The 22,844-nt window shown below is 36.9% G+C and carries 13 protein-coding genes; 11 read left to right on the top strand and 2 right to left on the bottom strand.

Annotated elements, in window-relative coordinates; all coding sequences use genetic code 11:
• A partial coding sequence (locus B1B04_RS23435) for a leucine-rich repeat protein (protein ID WP_079563755.1) occupies positions 1-2,886 on the top strand: 2,886 nt, incomplete at its 5' end.
• 280 nt (positions 2,887-3,166) lie between these two features.
• Here B1B04_RS23435 and B1B04_RS23430 read toward each other — a convergent pair.
• Positions 3,167-5,188: an EAL domain-containing protein gene (locus B1B04_RS23430; RefSeq protein ID WP_079563754.1), complete on the bottom strand. Its 2,022-nt coding sequence runs from the start codon at positions 5,186-5,188 to the stop codon at positions 3,167-3,169.
• An 859-nt stretch (positions 5,189-6,047) separates the two neighbouring features.
• Between B1B04_RS23430 and B1B04_RS23425 the strand changes: the two genes are divergently transcribed.
• From B1B04_RS23425 to B1B04_RS23385, 8 genes are all read left to right on the top strand, one after another.
• Positions 6,048-7,769 carry an ABC transporter ATP-binding protein gene (locus B1B04_RS23425; RefSeq protein ID WP_079563753.1) on the top strand — a complete coding sequence of 574 codons (1,722 nt, stop codon included), beginning with the start codon at positions 6,048-6,050 and terminating at the stop codon, positions 7,767-7,769.
• The gene (locus tag B1B04_RS23420) at positions 7,769-9,601 is read left to right on the top strand and encodes an ABC transporter ATP-binding protein (protein WP_079563752.1); all 1,833 of its coding nucleotides are present in this window, start codon (positions 7,769-7,771) and stop codon (positions 9,599-9,601) included. Before B1B04_RS23425 ends, B1B04_RS23420 begins: the two co-directional genes overlap by 1 nt.
• Before the next feature lie 467 nt (positions 9,602-10,068).
• The gene (locus tag B1B04_RS23415; protein WP_240518377.1) at positions 10,069-10,938 is read left to right on the top strand and encodes a GNAT family N-acetyltransferase; all 870 of its coding nucleotides are present in this window, start codon (positions 10,069-10,071) and stop codon (positions 10,936-10,938) included.
• 1,487 nt (positions 10,939-12,425) lie between these two features.
• Positions 12,426-13,232 carry a WxL domain-containing protein gene (locus B1B04_RS23405; protein WP_079563750.1) on the top strand — a complete coding sequence of 269 codons (807 nt, stop codon included), beginning with the start codon at positions 12,426-12,428 and terminating at the stop codon, positions 13,230-13,232.
• Positions 13,233-13,257: 25 nt separating this feature from the next.
• Positions 13,258-14,073: a WxL domain-containing protein gene (locus tag B1B04_RS23400; protein ID WP_079563749.1), complete on the top strand. Its 816-nt coding sequence runs from the start codon at positions 13,258-13,260 to the stop codon at positions 14,071-14,073.
• 254 nt (positions 14,074-14,327) lie between these two features.
• Positions 14,328-15,344, top strand: coding sequence for a WxLIP family cell surface protein (locus B1B04_RS23395; protein ID WP_079563748.1), 1,017 nt, complete (start codon positions 14,328-14,330; stop codon positions 15,342-15,344).
• A 399-nt stretch (positions 15,345-15,743) separates the two neighbouring features.
• A complete protein-coding gene (locus B1B04_RS23390) occupies positions 15,744-17,759 on the top strand; it encodes a hypothetical protein (RefSeq protein ID WP_079563747.1) in 2,016 nt (671 codons plus the stop codon).
• The gene (locus B1B04_RS23385) at positions 17,752-18,519 is read left to right on the top strand and encodes a hypothetical protein (protein WP_079563746.1); all 768 of its coding nucleotides are present in this window, start codon (positions 17,752-17,754) and stop codon (positions 18,517-18,519) included. Before B1B04_RS23390 ends, B1B04_RS23385 begins: the two co-directional genes overlap by 8 nt.
• Positions 18,520-19,081: 562 nt before the next feature.
• Here B1B04_RS23385 and B1B04_RS23380 read toward each other — a convergent pair.
• A complete protein-coding gene (locus tag B1B04_RS23380; RefSeq protein WP_079563745.1) occupies positions 19,082-19,657 on the bottom strand; it encodes a TetR/AcrR family transcriptional regulator in 576 nt (191 codons plus the stop codon).
• A 145-nt stretch (positions 19,658-19,802) separates the two neighbouring features.
• Here B1B04_RS23380 and B1B04_RS23375 point away from each other — a divergent pair, with 145 nt between their 5' ends.
• Positions 19,803-21,272, top strand: coding sequence for an MDR family MFS transporter (locus tag B1B04_RS23375; protein ID WP_079563744.1), 1,470 nt, complete (start codon positions 19,803-19,805; stop codon positions 21,270-21,272).
• A gap of 536 nt (positions 21,273-21,808) precedes the next feature.
• Positions 21,809-22,693: a leucine-rich repeat domain-containing protein gene (locus tag B1B04_RS23370; RefSeq protein ID WP_079563743.1), complete on the top strand. Its 885-nt coding sequence runs from the start codon at positions 21,809-21,811 to the stop codon at positions 22,691-22,693.
• Positions 22,694-22,844: the final 151 nt, after the last annotated feature.

Genomic DNA, 22,844 nt, shown 5'->3' with positions numbered 1-22,844 from the left:
GCCGCAACTATTACGGAGGATGAAAATACTTCTTTGAACGATGAAGGGATGACTAATGTACCCAAAATTGCCGATGATTTTGGTATTGTAGATCGTGGTAATGGTGTTGCTATTGAAGAATATTACGGTGAAAAAAAGGATGTTGTCATTCCCGATGAAATCAATGGTGAATCAGTTGTAGAAATAGGAAACAAAGCATTTTATAAAAAATACATCACAAGTGTAACAATTCCATCAAGCGTGACAACGATAGGAGATTCAGCATTTGCTTCTAATTTATTGAAAAGAGTGGAAATCCCCTCAAATGTGACAACGATAGGAGATTCAGCATTTGCTTCTAATCTATTAAAAAGAGTGGAAATCCCCTCAAGCATGACAATGATAGGAAACTCTGTATTTGCTTCTAATCTATTAACAAATGTAGAAATCCCCTCAAGTGTGACAACGATAGGAGAGATGGCGTTTTATCACAATGAATTAAAAAGTGTGAATATCCCCCCAAATGTGACAACGATAGGAGAGCAAGCATTTAAGATAAATAAATTAGAAAGTGTAGAAATCCCCTCAAGTGTGACTACGATAGAAAAGGGAGTATTTGCTTTTAATCTATTAAAAAGAGTAGAAATTTCCCCAAACGTGTCAACGATAAGAGAGGGTGCATTTTATGAAAATAAATTAGAAAGTATAGAAATTCCATCAAGCGTGACAATGATAGGATCTAGAGCATTTATGTTTAATCAATTAACGAGTGTAAAAATTCCCCCAAAGGTTACAACGATAGAAAAGGATGTATTTTCTTGGAATAAATTAGAAAGTATAGCCATCCATGAAAACGTAACAACAATAGAAGAGAGCGCATTTGCTGCTAATGAATTAACAAATGTAACCATCCCACCAAAGGTGACAACAATAGCAGATGAGACGTTTAGTGGTAATGAATTAGAAAATGTAGCCATCCACGAAAACGTGATAATGATAGGAAAAGCTGCATTTTATAATAATAAATTAAAAAATATATATATCCCACCAAGTGTGACAAGAATAGGATCTTATGCATTTATGTTCAATCATTTAGAAAGTGTAGTAATCCCACCAAATGTAACGGAGATAGAAGAATTTTCATTTTATGATAATAAATTAACAAGTGTAAAAATCCCATCAAACGTGACATCAATAGGAGACTATGCATTTATAAAGAATCAATTAACAAACGTAGATATCCCGTCAAGCGTGACAACAATAGGAAAGAGAGCATTTCGTTCTAATCCATTAGAGGTTGTAAACTTTAATGGAGATCATAATTTCCAATGGGATAAAGAGGAGTATCCTTTTGCTCCGTATAAGGAGGGTGAGAAATATTTCCTCGGGTGGTTTGAAGATAAAGATTCTACGAGAAAGTGGAATTACTCTGTCACTAAACCAATGACTATTTATGCTAAGTGGAGGATGTTTGTCAAGTTTGATTCCAATGGAGGAAGCGAAGTGCCAACTCAACCGGTAGTGTATGGCGAATTAACAGAAGCTCCTACCACTCCAGTAAAAGAAGGCTACACATTTGAAGGTTGGCATAAAGATGAAGATCTAACAGAAGTATGGAATTTCGATCAAAATGTAGTGAAAAAAGATATTACGTTATTCGCTAAATGGTCGAAAGTAAGCTATATCGTTACGTTTGATACGAATGGCGGAAGCGCAGTCTCATCTCAAGTAGTGGGATATAACGAATTAGTGAAAGCACCAAGCACACCTAATAAGGAAGGCTATACATTTGGCGGCTGGCATAAAGATAAAGAATTGACAATACCATGGGATTTTGCAAAAGACGTCGTGACAAAAAACGTTACTTTATATGCGAAATGGACAAAGGATAACACTTCGGGTGGGGGCTCAGGTGGCTCTGGCGGAGGTTCATCCAACTATCAAGTCATTTTTGACTCTAATGGTGGAAATAAAGTACCATCCCAAACAGTAGGCTATAACGACCTCCTGAAAGTCCCAACTACTCCAGTGAAAGACGGTTATGAATTTATTGGCTGGCATAAGGATGCGGAACTTAAAAATACATGGGACTTTACGAAAGATAAAGTAACGGCAGACATAACTTTGTATGCGAAGTGGAAAAAGGATGATGTGTCAGAAGTTGATTATATTGTTACTTTTGATTCAAACGGAGGCAGTAAAATTCTATCCCAAACAGTAGCGTATAAAGCTTTAGTGAAAGCTCCCTCTAATCCAACGAAGGAGGGCTATCTATTTATCGGCTGGTATAAAGATGAAAAATTCACAAAGGCATGGGATTTTGCAAAAGATGTCGTATCAAAAAATCTAACGTTATATGCGCGATGGATGAAGGATAGTAAGCGCTGTGACATTACTTTCAAGGATATTGATCATAACTGGGCGCAAGATATGATTAAAGAAGTTGCCAAGCGATGCATTATTATAGGTTACCCAGATGGCACTTTTCGACCGAATGATATAATTCAACGTCAACATGTGGTGCTTATGATTGATCGTGCATTACAACCAGCATCAATTCGAGACGCTGTATCCTTTTTAGATGTCCCTAAAAGTCATGTAAATTATGAACAAATTACACGACTACAAAGAGCGGGTATCGTGGACGGTTCAAATGGAGCATTCCGACCAAACGCTTCTATAACACGTGCTGAAATGGCGAAAGTGATCGTGATTGCATTTGGCTTAACGCCAGAAGGCAATAGTACATTCAAGGATGTCGACTCATCACACTGGGCGAGTGAATATATTGCCGCTCTAGCGGATCATAACATTGCACTAGGTGATGAAAACGGTAATTTCAGACCAAATGACAACTTAACTCGAGCACAATTTACAGCGATTATGTATCGAGCACTTGGTTTATAAGTCTTACCATAAAGGGAGATGTATCATAATTTGATACATCTCTTTTTCTGAAAAGCCCCAAATTATAATTAGGGGAGGTATTTTAAAAAGTATGTCATGTTTATAAGTTACCTTGGAGCGCAAGCGAAGCGGCTCATCAAACGCCCCCAGGAAAGCGCTCAGTCGGAACGGAAATCAACCCTTCACTTTGTCAAAGAGTTATTTACCTTCATAACATAATAGTTTCTCAACAACAAAAAGGAGGCTACGTTTTTAAACGTAACCTCCTTTTTAAAATTAACTATTTAACAAGTAATGCTTCAATTTCCTCAGCATGAATTGGCTTACTAATATAGTAACCTTGAATCGCATCACAGCCATAAGCCATTAAAAGATCTGCTTGTTCAGCCGTTTCGACACCTTCAGCGACAACTTTAAGTTCCATAGATTTTCCGAGTTGTACCATACCGTTCATAAGCTTTTGGGTTTTCTCAGATTTTAATAGAGAACTTGTAAATGTTTTATCGATTTTCAATGTATCTATCGGTAGAATTTGCATATATCTGAATGAGCCATATCCGGTACCGAAATCATCTAGTATAAAGGAGACTCCCTCATTTTCAAGCTTACGCATTTGCTTTGTAATAGAGGTAGCAGCCTCTGCTTCAAGAGCAAACTTCTCTGTAATTTCGATTTGAATAAGATTTGCAGGACAGCCCGTTTTCGCTAATGTTTCAAGAATAGACTGCGCCATGTTTTTATCACGGAATTCGCGTACAGAAGAGTTAATAGATACTTTTAAATTTAGACCAGCTTTTTTCCAGATGAGAGCCTGTTCACAAGCTTTTTCTATCATAAAGGAACCGATATTATTAATAAGACCCGTTTCCTCCGCAATTGGAATGAGCTCATCTGGTGAGACAACGCCTATTACTTCATCTTCCCAACGAACTAGTGCTTCTACAGCTGTGATTTTACCTGAAGTAACATCAATTTGCGGCTGATAAAGGACTTTTAGATTTTTTTGGTCAAGAGCCTGAAGTAAACGTTTTTCAATTAAAGCTTTACGATTTAATGCTTTATGTGTTGCTTTGGATAGGGAGACGATTTTATCGCCACCGGCCTCACGGACAGTTGTAATAGTAGCAATAGATGCCTTCATTAGTTGGGAGAATGTAGTTTGATCCTCTGGATAACGTGTAATTCCGCCGCTAATAGAAATAGGGACAGCTACATTACTGTTATAAATTGGATGTTGTTGTAAGTAAGACAGGAAGCCTTGAATAAACCATTCACTTAATGGTGTAATTACGACAAAATCATTTTCGTTAATACGTGCCATCGTGCTATCTTGGAAGTACATTTTTATACGATTTGTAAACTCTACAATAAGACTTTGGTCAATTTGCTGATCATGTAATTCTTTTAATGTATAAAATTTATCAATACTTAAATAGACGAAAGAGAAGTGTCTTTCATCCTCAATCATGTTGGAAATCACTTTTTCGAGACGATGTGCATTCATAAGACCTGTTTCTGTATCGATATAAGCGATTTTTTCAAGCTGATGCTGTATGGACTTAGACTTCGTGATATCCTTTTCAATCAATAAAAATTGTTGCTCATTTATTTCGATATCAAATGTTGGGATAGCCGTGAGTAGTACCCAATAAGATTGACCTGTTTTTGTAACTTTTTCGATTTCGCCTTGCCACGTTTGGCCATTGTTTAAATTACGCCAAATGGTAGTTGTAATCTTTTCGCTTTCTTTATTATCAGGGAATAGCTGCCAGAACGTTTTACCAATCACACGTTTTGGTGTCCACTGACTCGTTTTTAGAAATTCAGCATTACATTCTAAAATGAACCCATCATGATCTAGTGCTACGGTCATAAATGTTGAGTCTAAACCTTGTTTTAATTTTGCGAGAGTACCGCAGTTTGAGACAGAATTAATCATTAATTCTGGTAGCATAAACATCATAAGGATGAAACGCTCTCCTTGTTCAGTAAATGGTTTAGCTAGCAGCGCTGAGTTAATTTCTTCGTTTGTATACGTTTTCAGTTGGATTTGATTGATATACGTACTGTCATCATTTTGTAAAATGGTTTGAAATTTTTCTAATGAAAGCTGACGTAGTAAATTTTCGTGAATGAATGAAGCGGTATGTTCTTTAATAGTAGTAGCTGAAAAACCAAATAGCTGTTCAGCAAGCTTTCCCAAATGTATAACTTGTCCATCTTGATTCATGACAATTGCAGGAAAAGGAAGTGAATTTAAATAATGTTCATCAATGGTAAATAATTTATGCATATGACTCATGATTATTCGATCTCCTTGAGTAATCTATATATACTATTATTATAGTTAATTATCAGGAATTAGTCATTATGAATATGATTGTAAATATTTGATAATAAAAAATATAAGGACTTTTTTAACGAAAAACATGGAAAGATTTGAAGAAAAATAACATTTTTTAGTATATATATAGGAAGTGAGTAGTATATGTGACATTTAAAAGAAATGGTATTTATTAGCTCTGGTTCATGTTATAGGTAGCGATGGACCTTTTTAATGTTTTATCGGTTGCAGGTATTATATTATTTACATATTGATATTTTACTAAAAAAGGTATTTCGTCATTTGCCAGCAACCAACTGAAGTATTGCTGTATTCGTTATCTCGTTACAATTTTTGGTACTTATATTGCTTATGTCTCTCTTAGTTTAAAGAAAGGGTTACCAAAATATCAAGTAATAGGGATTATGGATACACGAATAGGTTTTTTTCTCCTACTAACGAATGCTTCATTTGATGCTTTCAGGGTTAGTAGCAAAGTCTTATTATGGGGAGTAGCGGTTTTCCTACTACACATTGTATTCAGGGCGCTTCTACTTGTTATCAGTTGGGGAAGCTTATATAACTTGTGGCTCGTTTTCATAGATTTTAAGGTTACATGCTTTATGACCGCTTTAATATGCTTTAGTTAATACGCATCCTATCTATTATTGCACCGGCTAACAGCGATGGTGATTGCAGTTATTGTGTTTAGTCCATCGTTAACTTGCTTGTGCAACATGGCTTTCTATAGGTGAAGGGAAAGTAAAAAATACAGTATGGGGTTCCTTGTTATAGTTAAATTTATGGAACGCCTTTATAAAGAACGAGGGGGAAGAATATGAAAGAAGTTTTTTCCTATGTAAAGCCTTATAAATGGACAGCATTAATCGCATTTAGTTTAATGCTGTTGGAATTGTTTGTGGAGCTCGCGCAGCCACTGATTATGGCGAAAATTATAGATGATGGAGTACGTGCTCAAAATCAAGGGATGATTTGGCAATGGGGAATGGTGTTACTGACCTTATCTTTCGTAGCTTTTATAGCTGGTGTCGTTAATTCATATTTTTCATCACATACAGCACAGAGTTTCTCTTATGATTTACGTAATGCGTTGTTTGAAAAAATACAATCCTTTACATTAGCTACTTATCAAAAATTCTCAACGGCGTCTCTTATTACAAGATTAACGAATGATGTAACGCAAGTTCAGACTGTGCTATTTATGAGTTTGCGTATTATGCTTCGTGCACCACTTGCTGTTATTGGTAGCATCATTATGGCTTTTGTTGTAAACGCTAAACTAGCGCTGTTTTTAGTTATTGGCGCACCGATTATTTTTATTTTTCTTATTGTTATGGTGGCAAAAGGTGTGTCTTATTTTGGACGTGTGCAAAAGAGAGTCGATCGTTTGAATCGAGTACTACAGGAAAATTTACAGGCTATTCGATTGGTGAAAGCTTATTTACGAGGTGCCTATGAAGCCTCGCGTTTTGATGAAGTGGCCTCACGCTTAAAAATAGATACAGTAAAAGCTCTACGCACAATGGAATATATTATGCCTGTATTGTTATTCATTATGAATATGAGTCTACTTGCAGTGCTGTGGTTTGGGACAAAACAAATAGGGTCCGGTACAACACCACTTGGAGATGTAGTGGCCATTGTCAATTATGCAATGCGTATGACAGGCGCGTTTTCGATGTTTGCCTTTATTATTATTTTTTATGCGCGTGCAAAGGCTTCAGCAGAGCGAATGGCAGAAGTCCTTTCGACTGAAAATGAGATTGAACTACCATCATTTTCAGAGAAAACATCGAATGATTTAAACTTCGGAGAATTAGCTTTTGAGCATGTAAGCTTTACGTATCCTGGGGGAGACACGCCTGTACTTTCCGATGTAAGCTTCCGAGTGAAATCGGGTGAAAAGCTGGCCATTATGGGGGTAACAGGTGCAGGGAAATCAACGCTATTACAGCTTATCCCACGTTTCTACGATGTGACAGAAGGTAAAATCGTAGTAGAGGGGAAAGATGTGCAGCAATGGGATTTACAAGAGCTGCGCGAAACGATCGGCTATGTTCCGCAACAGTCTTTATTATTTACAGGAAGCATTGCTGATAATGTTCGTTGGGGCGATGCAGAGGCTGACATGGATGCAGTGTTACACGCTACCATGCAAGCACAAATCCATGCTTCTGTGGAAGATTTCCCAAATGGTTACGAAACAAGAGTCGGTCAGAAGGGTGTCAATCTTTCGGGTGGTCAAAAACAAAGATTGTCGATTGCAAGAGCGTTATTAAGAAAAGGACATATATTGATGCTTGATGATAGTACGAGTGCGCTTGATGTGAAAACGGAGCAGGCATTATGGGAGGCGTTGAGTGAAGAACAAGCAACAATGTTAGTCGTCACTCAAAAAATTCGCACAGCGAAAGGCGCACATCGTATTTTACTCATCGATGCCGGAAAAGTAGTCGCATATGGGACGCATGAAGAGCTTCTGCAAACGTCAGCGCTCTATAAAAAAATCGCAATCTCCCAACAGGAGGTGGAGGAATAATGGGATTTTTCCAAAAACCTTTTGGCTATGAGCCGATTTTGACGAAGGATGATGTGAAGCAAACGGTTAAGAAAAAGAAGGGACCTCGTGCGACAAATTGGAAAAGTACACTGCTACGTTTATGGAAAATAGTTGATGAACAACGTGTACTACTACTGACCGTACTGTTACTTGTTTTGGTGAGTTCCGTGTTGGCTCTTCTTGGGCCATATGTAATTGGTAAAATGATTGACATGTACGTAACGCACGGGGAGCTGGCAGGATTAGAGAAGGGGATTATGCTGTTAATCGGCATATATGCTTTATTAGCCGTATCGTTATTTTTACAAAACTATTGGATGATTGGTATTGCCCAGCAAACCATTTATAGATTACGAACGAGTGTATTTGAGCATTTCCAAAGACTGCCGATTGCTTTTTTTGATCGTCGTCAGCATGGAGAAATAATGAGTCGGATGACGAATGATATTGAAGCTGTTAGCTCCACATTAAATAGCTCCTTTATTCAAGTGTTTTCGAGTGTATTAACACTGACGGGAACAGTCATCATCATGCTAAGTTTAAGCCCTTTACTAACGGTATTAACAATGACGATTATACCGATTATGTTTTGGGCGATGCGTTGGATTACACGGAGAACTGCACCATTATTTAAGGAACAGCAAGCAGCCATAGGAGCTCTAAATGGCATGATTGAAGAAACGATTTCGGGCCAGAGAATTGTGAAAGCTTTCTCGCAAGAAGAACGAATGAAAGAGGAGTTTCGCGAAAAAAGTATACGATTAAAAAGAACGGGCTTTTGGGCACAGACATACTCTGGCTATATTCCAAAGGTCATGAACTTTTTAAACAATATGAGCTTTACAATTGTAGCTGGTATTGGCGGTGTACTTGCTCTTTATGGGCATGTATCCATCGGCGTCATTGTTATTTTTACAGAATACGCAAGGCAATTTACACGACCGTTAAATGATTTGGCCAATCAATTTAATACCGTGCTGTCAGCAATTGCTGGTGCTGAGCGTGTATTTGCACTACTGGATGAACAGCCTGAAGAGGAAGCAGCTTCAGCGCAAAAGCATAAACTAGAAGGACAGGTAAGTTTTCAACATGTGTACTTTAAATATGAGCAAAAAGAAGAAGCTTACACATTAAAGGACATTCATTTTAACGTGGAGCCTGGGCAAACGGTAGCTCTTGTGGGCGCAACTGGAGCAGGCAAAACAACGATTTTGCAGCTAATTGCAAGATTTTATGAAGTATCCAAAGGTGAGGTTTTATTTGATGGTGTCAATGTTCAGCAAATCGAACGACAGGCATTGCGCTCACAAATGGCCTTTGTGTTGCAGGATCCGTTTTTATTTGAAGCAACTGTACGTGAAAATATTCGTTATGGTCGATTAGATGCTAGTGATGAGGAGATAGAGGAAGCGGCAAAGCGTGCAAATGCACATGACTTTATCAAGTCGCTAAAGGATGGCTATGACACAGTACTTGTCGCAGATGGCAGTGGCATTTCGCAAGGCCAAAAACAGTTATTGTCCATTGCACGAGCATTGATTGCCGACCCGAAAGTTTTATTATTGGATGAGGCGACAAGTAGTATTGATACCGTTACGGAGCTTGCGATTCAAGAAGCTCTTGATCTGTTAATGCAGGGACGCACAAGCTTTGTTATTGCTCACCGTTTGAATACTGTGCATAATGCCGATATGGTGCTTGTTCTGCACAAAGGTGAGTTAGTAGAAGCGGGCTCTCAACAAGCGTTAATGGAATCCGGTGGCATTTATGCGCAAATGCTACAATCTTCATCCCATCATCTTGATGAGTAGGGTGAACGAAACGATGTAGGTATAAATCTCATTCCTTAAGCATAAGAAAGAGTAATTCCGAAATTTTTTGGGTTGCTCTTTTTTAGTTGGGGTATAGTATATCAATTCAAATTTTAACTGTAATTCATCTATAAAAATAGTATAATTATGGATAATAATAAAATGAAAAATAGAGTTTTATTATTGAACGATAGAGGATTTATTAATGATATTTTACTTAGGTAAGGGAGCGACTAGACATCCATTCGCAGTGGAAATCGGACTTTCAGATAAATGGGGCGTGTATAAGTGCACACGTGATTATAGTAACTTTCAGTCATTATAACCGTCAATAATCATAGTAACTTTTTAATTTCACTAAATTTGAAAAGAATTGTTAATAATTAGAAGTGTCAAACATTATTTGTTGCCAGCTTATTTTCTTTCTTGCTACAATAGGGCAATAGTTTGATACAGGAACGGAGTAAATGATGAATATTTCAGTGATGACAGTGTCTTTTCCGTTAGATGGGGAAACATTAAATGAATTAAAATTATTGTGTGAAGAAGCGACTACACATGACTATCGTGTTTATGAAACAGCTATGGGTTTGCCTATGGCGAGTTCCTTTGAATCGAAGGGCTTTATGGTACTTGCTTACGAAGATGACAAAGATGTCTTAGTGGGTGCGGCTAGTGCAATCGATCTAATGGGGCTGCATACATATGAATGGTCTTTAGTTGTAACACCTACGTACCGTCAAAAAGGAATTGGAACTGCTTTAGTAGAAGTTTTACAGGCAGGCCTCGAAGAGCGTGGAGCAGAAGGTCAATTGGCGGTATTGATCGATGGGGCGCCTTTCGGACACACATTTATTGAAAAGATGGGCTTTGCATATAGCTTTTCAGAAGCCACTTTAGAAACAAAAGCAGAGGCAGTAGAATTAAAGAATGATATCGAAATTAATCCTTATACAGATGAACAGGCAGAGCTGATTGCTATTTATAGTGCAGCGTTTGGAGATCTACCTGAAGAGTCTGAGGAGCTAATCGCTTTTAATACGTCAACGACTGGAAGAAAACTATGGGTAGCACGTAAAGACGGAAAAGTTGTTGGAACCGTGACGACTGCCCAAGAAAATGAAATTCAATGGGTCACGGCGTTAGCAGTTCATCCAACTTGCGAGGGGCAAGGGATTGGTACGGCAATGCTTTCATTTTCCAAAGATTATGCGAGCAAAATTGGCGTGAAATTCGTCATGCTCGATGTAGAAATCGACAATCGAAAGGCACTTTCAGTTTATGAGAGGGCCGGTTTTATGAAGGCTCAGCAAATAGACTATTTTGTAAAACAGTAAATATAAAGAGTGAGGAGTATGCTTTATGCATCGCTTCTCACTTTTTTTTGTGTCCACGGAGTCTCCAAATGAGATAGACCGAACTACATAAAAGGATAGATAAGTCTTTCTTTCAAAGGAAACATCATTCGAATCTGGGATATAAGGGTGAAAAGAATACTTATAATGATGGCAAGTAATCAGTTTATCAAAATATGTTCAAAAATCAACAAAAGTTGATTTGCATCTTTTCAAGGAAGGATATACGCTGAATGAGTCAGAGCATTAAAGATAAAAGAATTCCTTTATTCGTTTTATAAATGGGATAATTTTATAAATAAAGTTGAATAATGGCTATTTGTGAACCTGAGGCCATGTCATTACACGAGGTCCAAATAACGCAGTTATTTTCACGCTATTCCGAAAATAACCTTTAAGTTTTAACTCATTGATTCCGACTTCCTTATTATCAAGTTTTTTTGGGAAAGCAACAAAATTGATTTATATTATATTGAAAAATGCGCTACAGCGGGTAACTGTAAAAGGTGGAAAGGAAAATTAAACATAAAAAAGAAAAAATATGTTTAAAGAGAGTCAACTAGAGGTATAGGTTACGTGTAAAAGTAAACAAATCTTGTGTTTGTAGTAATAGAAATGATGTTACTAAGATTCCAGATTTCTTATTATCAAATTTTTTTGGAAAAGCAACGAAAGTTGATCTTTATTATATTGAAAAATGCGTTACAGTTGGCAACTGTAAATATGGAAGAAAAAAACAAACGTAATAAAAGAAAAAATATGTTTAAAGAAAGTCAATTAGAGGTATAAGTTAAGTGTAAAAAGTAAACAAACTTGTATTTGGGTAATGGAAATGATGTTTTTAAGATTCCAAATTCCCCGTTATCAAGTTTTTCCGGAAAAGCAACAAAAGTTGATTTTTATTTTCTTGCAAAATGCGTTACAGTAGGTAACTGTAAAAGATTGAAAAAGTAAAAACAAACATAAAAAAAGAAAAAAGATGTTTAAAGGAGTTCAGGATAAGGCGTAGGTTTAGTGTGAAAAGTAGAGAAAGTTTCTTAGTATTTCTTTTTCATCTATAATTCTAAATCGCAAAATTATCAAATTAAGAGGAAGTTAGGTTTTTGCGAAATAAGGGATACCAATAATTTAAATGCATAGAGAAAGCTTACAGATGAGAGTTATGAAAAATCATAATTTAAAGAGAGTCAATTACCGTATCGGATTTTATTCGATCGTAAGTATAAATAAAATGCAAAACAAATGAAGTGAGAGGATGGTTGAACCTCGAAAGGTCTTTTTCTGCTTAATGACTGTAATTTTATTACATAAAATAAAGAAATTGGTTTATCACTTATTTGTAAGTACTCCACAAAACGGTGGAAGAACCTTATGTAGAAATGAAAAATTTTAGTAGTGTTATTTACCGTATTAGCATTTGAACTGGTACGTAAATATAAAAAAATACAAGATGAAAGGAGATTTAACCATTGAAGAAAAAGACAATGCAAGTTGCAGCGATCGCTACGGTATTAAGTAGTATGGCCATTTCGCCATTATTTGCTTTAGCAAATGGAACAGAGGAAGAAAAAGAAGAAGGAGCAAAAACGTATCAAACAAATGGAATAGTGAAATTTGTTGAGAATTCAGGTTCAACAGGTCCGGTAGATCCAACTGATCCAGATCCAGAGAAGCCAGTAGATCCAGTAGATCCGACAGATCCATCGGGTCCAGGGCCAGGAACTGGCGGTCCACTAGGTATTGATTTTGTATCAAGTCTCGATTTTGGTGTTAATGAAATCAAGAGCGGTAAGGTTACTTACTATGCGAATGCACAGGAGTTACGTATTGGTGGGGAAAGTAAATATGTACCAAACTATGCCCAAATCTCAGATAATCGCGGAAAAAATGCCGGATGGACATTAACCGTTAAACAAGAAGGGCAGTTTTCTAATGAGGATGCTACCACACAAAATAAAACATTAGAAGGCGCGGTAATCGAATTTAAAAATCCAATTGTCTCAGGTAAAACACAAGTGACACCGCCAACAGCTAAAGAAATTAAATTAGAACCACAGGGAGCCGAGTCACTTGTCATGTCAGCAAAACCAACTGAAGGGGCTGGCCTTTGGGTGAATCTTTGGGGGACAGTAGAAGAAATGACGGATGGCAAAGGTAATAAAGTTCAAAAAAACAAAGCGATTACCCTTACTATTCCAGGGGGTACGGCAAAGGATGCTGTGCAATACAGGACAAAATTAACATGGAAATTATCGGATGTTCCAATTGACAAATAATAAAAATAATAAAGGATGATAAAAAATGAAAATTAATACTAATTTAAAAGCGCTAGGCGTTGCAGCAACAATGTTAACAGGTTTCGTATTAGGAGGAAGTGCAACTGCGTTTGCAGAAGGTGAAGAAAACAAAGGACATGGCGGCGCATATACATCTAATACGATTATCCAATTTAAACAAAATGATGGAGAAGGCTCCGTAACACCGCCAGTAGATCCAACTGATCCAGGTAACCCAGATCCAGTAGATCCAGTAGATCCAACCGGTCCAACAAAGCCGGGAACACCTGGTCCATTAAGTATTGACTATGCTTCTAGCTTAGATTTTGGTACGCAAGATATTACTTCTGCCAATAAAACTTACTATGCAAAAGCACAAAAATTTGGTAAGCGTGGCGACGGTCCGAACTATGTTCAAGTTTCAGATACTCGTGGGACAGATGCAGGTTGGTCCCTGCAAGTGAAGCAAGATGGTCAATTCAAGACCGAGACAGGTAAGGAACTGGCTGGTGCTGAAATTACTTTTAAAAATGCTTGGGTGAATACAGCTTCTGAATCTCCTATACCATCTATTTCTAAAAAAACATTTAGTTTAAAGCCAGAAGGAAATGGAGTAGTAGAAGATATTATGACCGCTAAAGTAGGGGAAGGTAATGGTACTTACGTTTTAGTATTTGGTGAAGACCAAACAGCGGCAGACAGTATTGAACTTTTTGTTCCAGGTAAAACTACAAAATATGCAGGAGAACAATATTCTACTTCATTAACTTGGACACTAACAGACACTCCTGGAAAAGATGCAGGATCAGAAACAGAACCAGAAACAGAAACACAACAATAATAAACATAGTCATGATGGAGGATTGTCCTATAAACACAAATAGGAACCTATCATTTCAGTCAATATGTTGATATACAGGGTGAAAACCCGCATTAAATCATACTAATTCTATCGGCAATAAAGCAACAGGAGTACCACGTCTTCGTGACACCTGTTGCTCCATTGCTAGAGGAAAGTATAGCGGGTTTTTTACCCTCATTAATAACTTAGAAGATTTTTTAGAAAAACTCTTTAATGTAAGGATGGTACAGATTATGAGAAAAAATACTTTATGGACCTTATTTGGACTATTAATTGTAAGTCTAGTATCGTTTACACCATTTGCTTTAGCATCTGAATTTAACTTTGGTGTATATACCGTTATTCCGGATAACCAAATTGATAAACAAAAATCTTATTTCAATTTAATGATGAAGCCGAATCAAGAGCAGACATTAACGATTCAATTAAAAAATGATACGGGAGAGGATGTCATCATTGAGCCTAAAATCCATTCAGCTACAACAAACCTTAATGGTGTTGTAGAGTATGGCCCTACAAACGCTGAACCGGATCCTACATTGCGGTATGAGTTAGGGGATTTAATTACAACAGAAAAAGAGATTACGATTCCAGCTAAAGGGAGTAAAGATTTATTTTTACATGTAAAGATGCCTGAAGAGGAATTTGATGGCATTTTAGCGGGTGGTATTACGATAGAAGAGAAGGAGGCATCGTCAACAAATACGGGGGAAGCCAATAAAGGCTTAAGTATTGAGAATAAATATGCTTATGTAGTAGGAATTACTTTACAAGAAACGATTGAACAAGTGACACAAGATTTAAAACTACATGATGTGAAAGCAGGACAATTGAATGCACGCAATGTCATTAATGCTACGCTTCAAAATCCAACGGCAACGTATTTAAACCGTTTTGAAGTCGATGCAGAAGTGACGAAAAAAGGTCAAACAGAAGTGCTTTATGAATCGAAAAATCAAGACATGCAAGTGGCGCCGAATTCCAACTTTGATTATCCAATTGAATTGAATGGAGAAAAATTCAAAACTGGAGAATATACGTTACATTTAAAGGCGAAGTCTAGCAAAGAGTCTTGGGAATTCGAAAAGGACTTTACCATTAAAGGAGAAGAAGCACAGCAATTCAATGCAACAGATGTATCGATTGAAGGCCCGAATTATCTAGCTTATATGGTAGGGTTGCTAACTTTGATAGTAGTAGGATTACTGATATTTATATTTTATAGTAGGAAAAAACAGAAAAAACAATAAAAAATGAATAATTAATTGAAAAAATACGCCTTTGTACTGGAAGTAGCTTATGATTATCTCCTGTTTTCTATCATTTTACTTTGCTCCTTTCGTTTTGGAAAATTACACACCAATTTAAGTTTCTAAGATGCAGGATAAAGGCGATTATCGCTCGCTTGACGCTGATGACTTATAGAAAAATGCTTTATTGCGATTGGTTTTTTAACAAGTGAATCAATAAAAATCAGATGAATCACTTGTTAAAAATTAAAAGGAAAACGTTAATTTGACGAAATGAGAGGGTACGCAAAGTTATCAGTATGTAATTAACTTCATTGTTTTACTTATTATTTCTCGTAGCATTATGGTGAACGATGGAACGAAACAACCTGAAACGTAAAAAAAGTAGGTGAAGGAAAAATGAGGAAAATAATAATTTCGATGTTGGTCATCCTTCTAGTCTTCTCTGAACTGAATGTATCAGTGGCGGAAATGTCTATTATTGATCCTACAGAGTCGGAAATCGAATGTGAGGAACAACTAGAGACTGACAGCGAAGAAAATCTACCAACTCAATGTGAAGAACAGTTAGAGCCTGATAGTGAGGGGAATTCAGCAACTGAAGAAGAGAAACAGCCAGAGTCTGAAAGTGAGGCAGATCTAACAACTGAAGAAGAGAAACAGCCAGAGCCTGAAAGTGAGGCAGATCTAACAACTGAAGAAGAGGAACAGCCAGAGTCTGAAAGTGAGGCAGATCTAACAACTGAAGAGGAGAAACAGCCAGAGTCTGAAAGTGGGAAAGATCTAACAACTGAAGGAGAGGAACAGGAAGAATCCGAGAGTGAAGAAAATCTAGCAAATGCATGTGAGAGCCAGCCAGAGTCTGAAAGTAAGGAAAATCTGGCAATTGAAGGAGAGGAGCAGCTAGAGTTTGGCAGTGAAGACAATCCAGAAATAGATTGTGAGGAACAAGAAGAGCCTGAAAGTGAAGAAAATTTAGAAATTGAATGTACGGAAGAGTTTTACAGTGGAGAAGGCCTAGTAACTGAAAGTGAAGAACCGCTAGGGTTAGACAGCGAAGAAAAACTAGTAACTGAAGATGAGGAACAGCCAAAGTTTAACAGCAAAGAAAAGCTGGCACCTAATTGTAAAAGACCAAGAATATGGTCTACTAAAATCCGCGATATTGATTTTTCAGCTTTGGATGATTCTAAGAATGAATTAGATGAATTTACACAAGTATTTACAAATACGGGGCTTGAATTTCCATCAGGTGAGAAAAACGGCAGAACTTATTACATGTACTTTGGGGATCTTAACAATAAGCGGCCGGTGAACTCATTGGTAGGTGAAACTTATCGTGATTATGATGATGACTGGTCACGTCCATTGCCTGCCATGGATCAAGCACTTAACAGTATAGGAAATACTTATTATGTACAAGCACAAAATTTTTCAGTAGCGACAGCTCTAGCCCAAAATCCAACTTTACCAAATGGTATCGTATCATATTATTTTGGAAATGGGATAGCTAGTAAACACCCTGATGGTAATGGACTTGTGATTGCTCACGCAAGTACTAAAAGCAATGTAGCAGCGTTTCAATCTGGAGCCATGCCACTTTTAAAACTATATAAAAATGAAAAGACACATGAATTGATTGGCTATACAGTTGTAATGAATGGTATGGACGTAGATGGCTATGTAAAAATTAAAATGAGTCCGGTGAGAGGTACAGAAGGGCGTATTAATGTTAGTATGAAATATTTGAAAAAAAGCAATACGTATCCCCTTACAACTCTTGCTTATTCAGTGCATATGGATGTTGGCATGCGGCATGAGAATACTAAGCTATATTCTCTAGGGAATCATGAGGGATTCTACTTTAATGAGGAGAACATGGGAGACGGTGACAACTATCGTATAACTTTCTTCCGTGATGGTTATACGAATCATCCAACGGCATTTAGTACAACTCAAAGAAACCCGAGTAACAAACCATTCCATATGTATTTTCAGACATTGAGTTCTTCAAACAGACCTGTGTATGATCCTGGTAAGGATGCTATGTACGATCTTAAACCTGATCCAGGATGGGCAGTAAGGTGGGATCATATAAATCAAAAGCCTGGCGATGTTAGAGAAGTAAATCTAGAGCTTGCGGTAACTGACGGATCGGGTGTTGCACCAGAGAAAGGTCCGCCAGTGATTCAATTAGACAAAGATGGTGAATATACAGATAATGGTTATCGTATGACAGGGACATGGAAAGATCCAGATAGTGAGTATGTCAGTCTATTTTATATAATTAGTGGCAGTAGTTATCATCAAATCGGAGAATTTAAAAATTCGAATCTAAATACTGATGTTCCGTGGGAGTACACAGTTCCAATTAAGCAGGTAGAAAAGGGGCTAGATCACGAATGCGGTGGATGATGATTCCAACCTGTCTAATTTTGAATCGATGAAAATCCGCCCAACATTAACCATTACAGAAAGAGTTTTTGGTAAAGATGGTCAAGTGCCTACAGAAATCGCACCGAATGAAACATTAAACTATGAGATTTTAGTAGATTCCGGTTATATCGCGAAAGATAAAGGCACATATGGACAAGTTACGATTACACAAACATATGATACACATTTAAAACCACCAACAGACCTTAACGTAATCGATGAAAATGGTCAAAAAATTGGCACGGCCACCTATAATGCTTCTACAAAAGTGATTGAAGCAAAACTAGATGCTGGTACGCCACGCTCTAAGAAAGTAAACGTTACGTTTAAAGCTGAAGTAAAAGACGATGCGGCAGAAGGAGAGTTTATTGTAGGTCAAGCAACAGTATCAGGGAAATACAGTACTGGCGATGAAGTCAATAAGACATCAAATGAAGTGAGAATCACCATTATTGGTAGCATTGGCGTATTGGAATTCGTTTCTGCGCCTCAAGTGATTGACTTTGGCAAAAAACTGGCGATTTCACCTAAAAATAAAACGTATCATCCCATCAATCCTGACACGCCTTTAGCAGTAAAAGATAATCGTCCACTGACGAGCAACCCGTCTTGGACAATGACAGCAAAATTAGATACGCCGTTAACAGGGAGTACGACAGGCTCTAAATTAGATAGCTTGCGTTACAGCTATGATGGAAATATTTCGATTCTTACTGAGGATGCTTCCGTACAAATTTAGAAAAAGAAAACAGAAAACCGTGAAGTAGTCAATATTTCTGAAACATGGCAACCAGACGGGGACGGACTTTATTTAGAAGTAGCAGCAGGAACCGCGAGGGCTGATGCTTATACAGGATCGATAAAGTGGGTACTGCAGAATGTACCTATAAATGAAGAATAAACCAGTCATATTTTGATAATTTAAGCTATATCAAAAAGAAAATTAAATAATTCAAAAGCATGGGATTGTACTTTTAACAGTCCCATGTTTTTGTGTTTTAGGATGAACTGGTGGAGACAATGGAACGTAATTGATTTGTGAAAATACTTGAAGGATATGTGTTGATGGAATTTAATAGGGTGGGATTTGAAAAACGAAACAAAAACAACTAACCTCATGGCGTCCTAGAAGCTTTAATCAATGAATTTTGACAGTCCTTGCAGTAATTATTTTTCCTTTTATTTGGGTTTCTTACAGCTAGTATTATTAGCACGATTATAAATAATGTTAAAACTAATAAAAATATCGGAATGGCCAATGGGGGATGAGGAGTGATGTGTTATCATTCCTTACTAACGATTTATTCCTTTTCAAATTGAAAAATATCTTGATTGATCATTGCGTGAAAGTATTGATCCATTTCTTTTGCTGAAACTTCTTTTCTATTTTGTAACCACCATGCACTTAACGTTGTAAGGACACCTGAGTGGAATTCAATAATCAACTCAGATGGTATCGTATGATTTTTACAAATGCGTTGTAATTCTTCATTTTCTTGTTTCTTCATTTCACGAGCTTGATAAGCCATAAAGTTAATAAATTGTTCATCATCCATTTGCGACTCTATTATTTTACCAATCTCTTTATGACGTAAGAATTGTTCTGTTGCTTGAAATGGCTTCGTTAATCGATCTAAAAGTGGTATGGTCAATGCTTCTTCTAGAGTTTGTTTAAGACCAAATTCCAATAATGCATTTTTATCCTCAAAATGTTGATAAAATGTTGTACGGTGTACCATTGCGCGATCACAAATTTGATTAATAGTAATGGCACTATATTTTTGTTTTGGTTGGGTCATTAATTCAAATAACGCTTCCCACAATAATTTATGTGTACGTCTAATACGTAAATCTAGCTGCCTCTCATTACTTTTCATCTACACTTCTCCTATTCTGTAGTTTATTTATACAACTGTTGAAAATTGATTCTGCCTATTTATTCTACAAATGTATATTATATTACGTGTGAACTTTTGTATACACATGTATTAATAGTCAAGACGACAGGAGGAAAGTTAGTAAATGAATATGACGACTACGAGTTCTACAAGTAGCAAAGTTGATCATTCTACTATTAGACATAAGCCAATAATCATCGCATTAATGTTAGGTGCAATGGTCGCGCTTTTAAACGAAACATTACTTGGTAATGCTTTAACTGTACTAATGAGAGAGTTTGATGTAACAGCTCCAACCATTCAATGGCTTTCTACAGCCTACATGTTAGTTGTGGGCGTTTTAGTACCGATTACAGCATTACTTCAACAATGGTTCACAACAAGACAAATGTTCTTAACCGCCATGATTACATTTTTAGTCGGTACATTGATTGCCGGGGGTGCACCGACGTTTGCTATTTTATTAATCGGCCGTATTGTCCAAGCAATCGCCACTGGATTAATTTCGCCATTACTAATGAATACAATTTTAATAATTTGTCCACCTGAAAAACGTGGTGCCACAATGGGCTTAATGGCACTTGTTATGATGTCTGCTCCAGCAATTGGCCCGACATTATCGGGAATCATCGTTGATTCTCTTGGCTGGCGCTGGTTATTCTACCTTGTTATACCGATAGCCATCATTTCGACTTTAATTGGAATGAAGTATCTTCAAAATGTCTCTGAGATAACACGACCAAAAGTGGATTATGTATCGATTCTTTTATCAACATTAGGTTTCGGTGGTTTTGTGTATAGCTTTAGTTCTTCAGGAGATTTAGGATGGTCAGATCCGAAAGTTTATGTCACTTTAATGATTGGGGTTATAGCGTTAGTCATTTTTGTTGTCCGTCAATTAAAAATAGATCATCCAATTTTAGAACTACGCGCCTTTAAATTTCCAATGTTTACTTTATCAGTTGGGTTAATATTCATCGTTATGATGTCCATGTTCTCAACGATGACATTATTACCGATGTTTTTACAAATGGTGTTACTTGTGACAGCCTTTAAATCAGGGCTCATCATGCTACCAGGAAGTATTATTAGCGGCATCATGGGACCGGTTGCAGGTATGCTATTTGATAAATTAAGTCCAAAGATTATTATCATCCCAGGTATTGGGTTAGTAGCCTTTGCGATTTGGTTGTTCAGTGGCATTAACCCAGAAACAACATTAACGCAAATTATTTTGATGCACAGCCTATTAATGGTTGGCCTCATGTTTGTCATGACAGTACAAACATATGGATTAAATCAATTGACACCAGAGTTTTATCCACACGGTACAGCGATCTTTAATACGTTATCGCAAGTAGCTGGTGCAATAGGAACAGCTATATTTATATCTAAAATGACGACCGGCACAACTAAATATATGGAAAGCTCGGCAAATCCAATGGACCCAGTTGAAAAGGTAAATGGTTTAACAACCGGTTTCCAGGGTGCATTTACACTTGGGTTAGTCTTTATAATTGTTGCCCTCGTAGTATCATTTTTCTTAAAAGGACAGAAAAAGAAAGTAAAAGCCACTCAGATTTTAGAAAATTAAAAGATTTGTATGAGCTACTAATCAAACAGGTCCGTGACCAAAATTTGTGAAAATGTAGGCCGTATTGAAAGAGGGGATGTATCGTTAATCTGATACATCTCTTTTTCTATTTAACGGGGATTTATGTAGGGAAATCAGGTAAATCCTATTGTCAATAAATGCTCTAAAACAAGTAGAAATTGATTTTACTAGTTTATAACGCACAAAAAAGGGTATCCAATTAATGGGTATCTATTTATTTCGAAATAATAATTGCTGAAATTGAGAAATGAGTTGCTATTTAGGAAATGACGCTTTCGCTATCAGAGCATGTGCTGAAAACGCATCGATTTATCGATTATCAAAATTTTCATGAAAGTGTGCAAAAGTTGATTTGCATCCTTCTATTAAAGGTCTTACGATGTCTAAAGAATAACCTCGGGTTGACCTAACTCGATCACAAGTAAAGATGGATGTTAACAACGTTTAAACTTCTCAATAAAGGGTATCTATTTTATGGGAACCTATCTGTTGAGGAATAGAAAGGGAGTTACTAAATGAAAAAAATAAGCTTACTGTTAACGATCTTCTTCTTAGCCTTTTCTCAAGTATCTTTAAGCTTTCAATCTGTTCATGCGATAAGCAATAGTGAAAGCAGAAGTCATGCCAACACGGAAGCTAAACGGATGAATCTGGACAATGAAAAGATTTCTTTGAATGATGATGAGGTGGATAGTGGATCACTGAACAATAGTGATAATGATTTTGACATTAGAGATATTGGCCTTGGTGTGATCATTATAGGATATGATGATGAACAAACAAAGGATGTTGTTATTCCAAGTGAAATCAATGGTAAACCAGTTATAGAAATAGGCTATGAAGCATTTTCTGACAAACAGCTTACAAGTGTAACGATTCCGTCAAGCGTGACAACCATAGGAGGACATGCATTTTCCAACAATCAATTAACAAGTATAGCAATACCCTCAAGTGTGACTACAATAGAAATGGGTGCATTTTCTAATAATCAATTAACAAATATAGAAATACCCCCAAGCGTGACAACAATAGAATCGTATGTATTTTCAACGAATCAATTAAGGAATATAGCAATACCCTCAACTGTGACAACAATAGGAAACTATGCATTTTCCGATAATCAATTAACAAGTGTAGAAATACCTTCAAGCGTGACAACAATAGGCTTGTCTGCATTTCGGAGTAATCACTTAACAAGCTTACATATACCCTCAAGCGTTACAGCGATAGGAAGCTATGCATTTTCCGATAATCAATTAACAAGTATAAAAATACCTTCAAGTGAGACAAAAATAGGAAGCTATGCGTTTGCCAATAATCAATTAGCAAGTATAGAAATTCTCTCAAGCGTGACAACAATAGGATGGCGTATGTTTGATTTGAACCCATTAGATTTGTAACTTCTCAAGGCGTATATGATTTCCTTCAACGTCAGCAGCTAGCGCTTATGATTGATTGTGTATTACAACTAACAGAAGATGCATCATTTTAGGATGTACCGAAAAGCTACGCGACTACTCAAATGAAGGTCCTTACTTTTGACTTAGCGCC

Source organism: Lysinibacillus sp. KCTC 33748 (assembly GCF_002237755.1).
GTDB lineage: Bacteria > Bacillota > Bacilli > Bacillales_A > Planococcaceae > Lysinibacillus.
The sequence above is the reverse complement of the archived record's forward strand: the minus strand, read 5'-3'. Positions and strand labels throughout refer to the sequence as shown.

Bases quoted from the DNA above. Each gene is read 5' to 3' on its own strand.
- B1B04_RS23430 (WP_079563754.1), bottom strand. From the start codon at position 5,188: ATGAGTCATATGCATAAATTATTTACCATTGATGAACATTATTTAAAT.
- B1B04_RS23425 (WP_079563753.1), top strand. From the start codon at position 6,048: ATGAAAGAAGTTTTTTCCTATGTAAAGCCTTATAAATGGACAGCATTA.
- B1B04_RS23420 (WP_079563752.1), top strand. From the start codon at position 7,769: ATGGGATTTTTCCAAAAACCTTTTGGCTATGAGCCGATTTTGACGAAG.
- B1B04_RS23415 (WP_240518377.1), top strand. From the start codon at position 10,069: ATGATGAATATTTCAGTGATGACAGTGTCTTTTCCGTTAGATGGGGAA.
- B1B04_RS23400 (WP_079563749.1), top strand. From the start codon at position 13,258: ATGAAAATTAATACTAATTTAAAAGCGCTAGGCGTTGCAGCAACAATG.
- B1B04_RS23395 (WP_079563748.1), top strand. From the start codon at position 14,328: ATGAGAAAAAATACTTTATGGACCTTATTTGGACTATTAATTGTAAGT.
- B1B04_RS23390 (WP_079563747.1), top strand. From the start codon at position 15,744: ATGAGGAAAATAATAATTTCGATGTTGGTCATCCTTCTAGTCTTCTCT.
- B1B04_RS23380 (WP_079563745.1), bottom strand. From the start codon at position 19,657: ATGAAAAGTAATGAGAGGCAGCTAGATTTACGTATTAGACGTACACAT.
- B1B04_RS23375 (WP_079563744.1), top strand. From the start codon at position 19,803: ATGAATATGACGACTACGAGTTCTACAAGTAGCAAAGTTGATCATTCT.
- B1B04_RS23370 (WP_079563743.1), top strand. From the start codon at position 21,809: ATGAAAAAAATAAGCTTACTGTTAACGATCTTCTTCTTAGCCTTTTCT.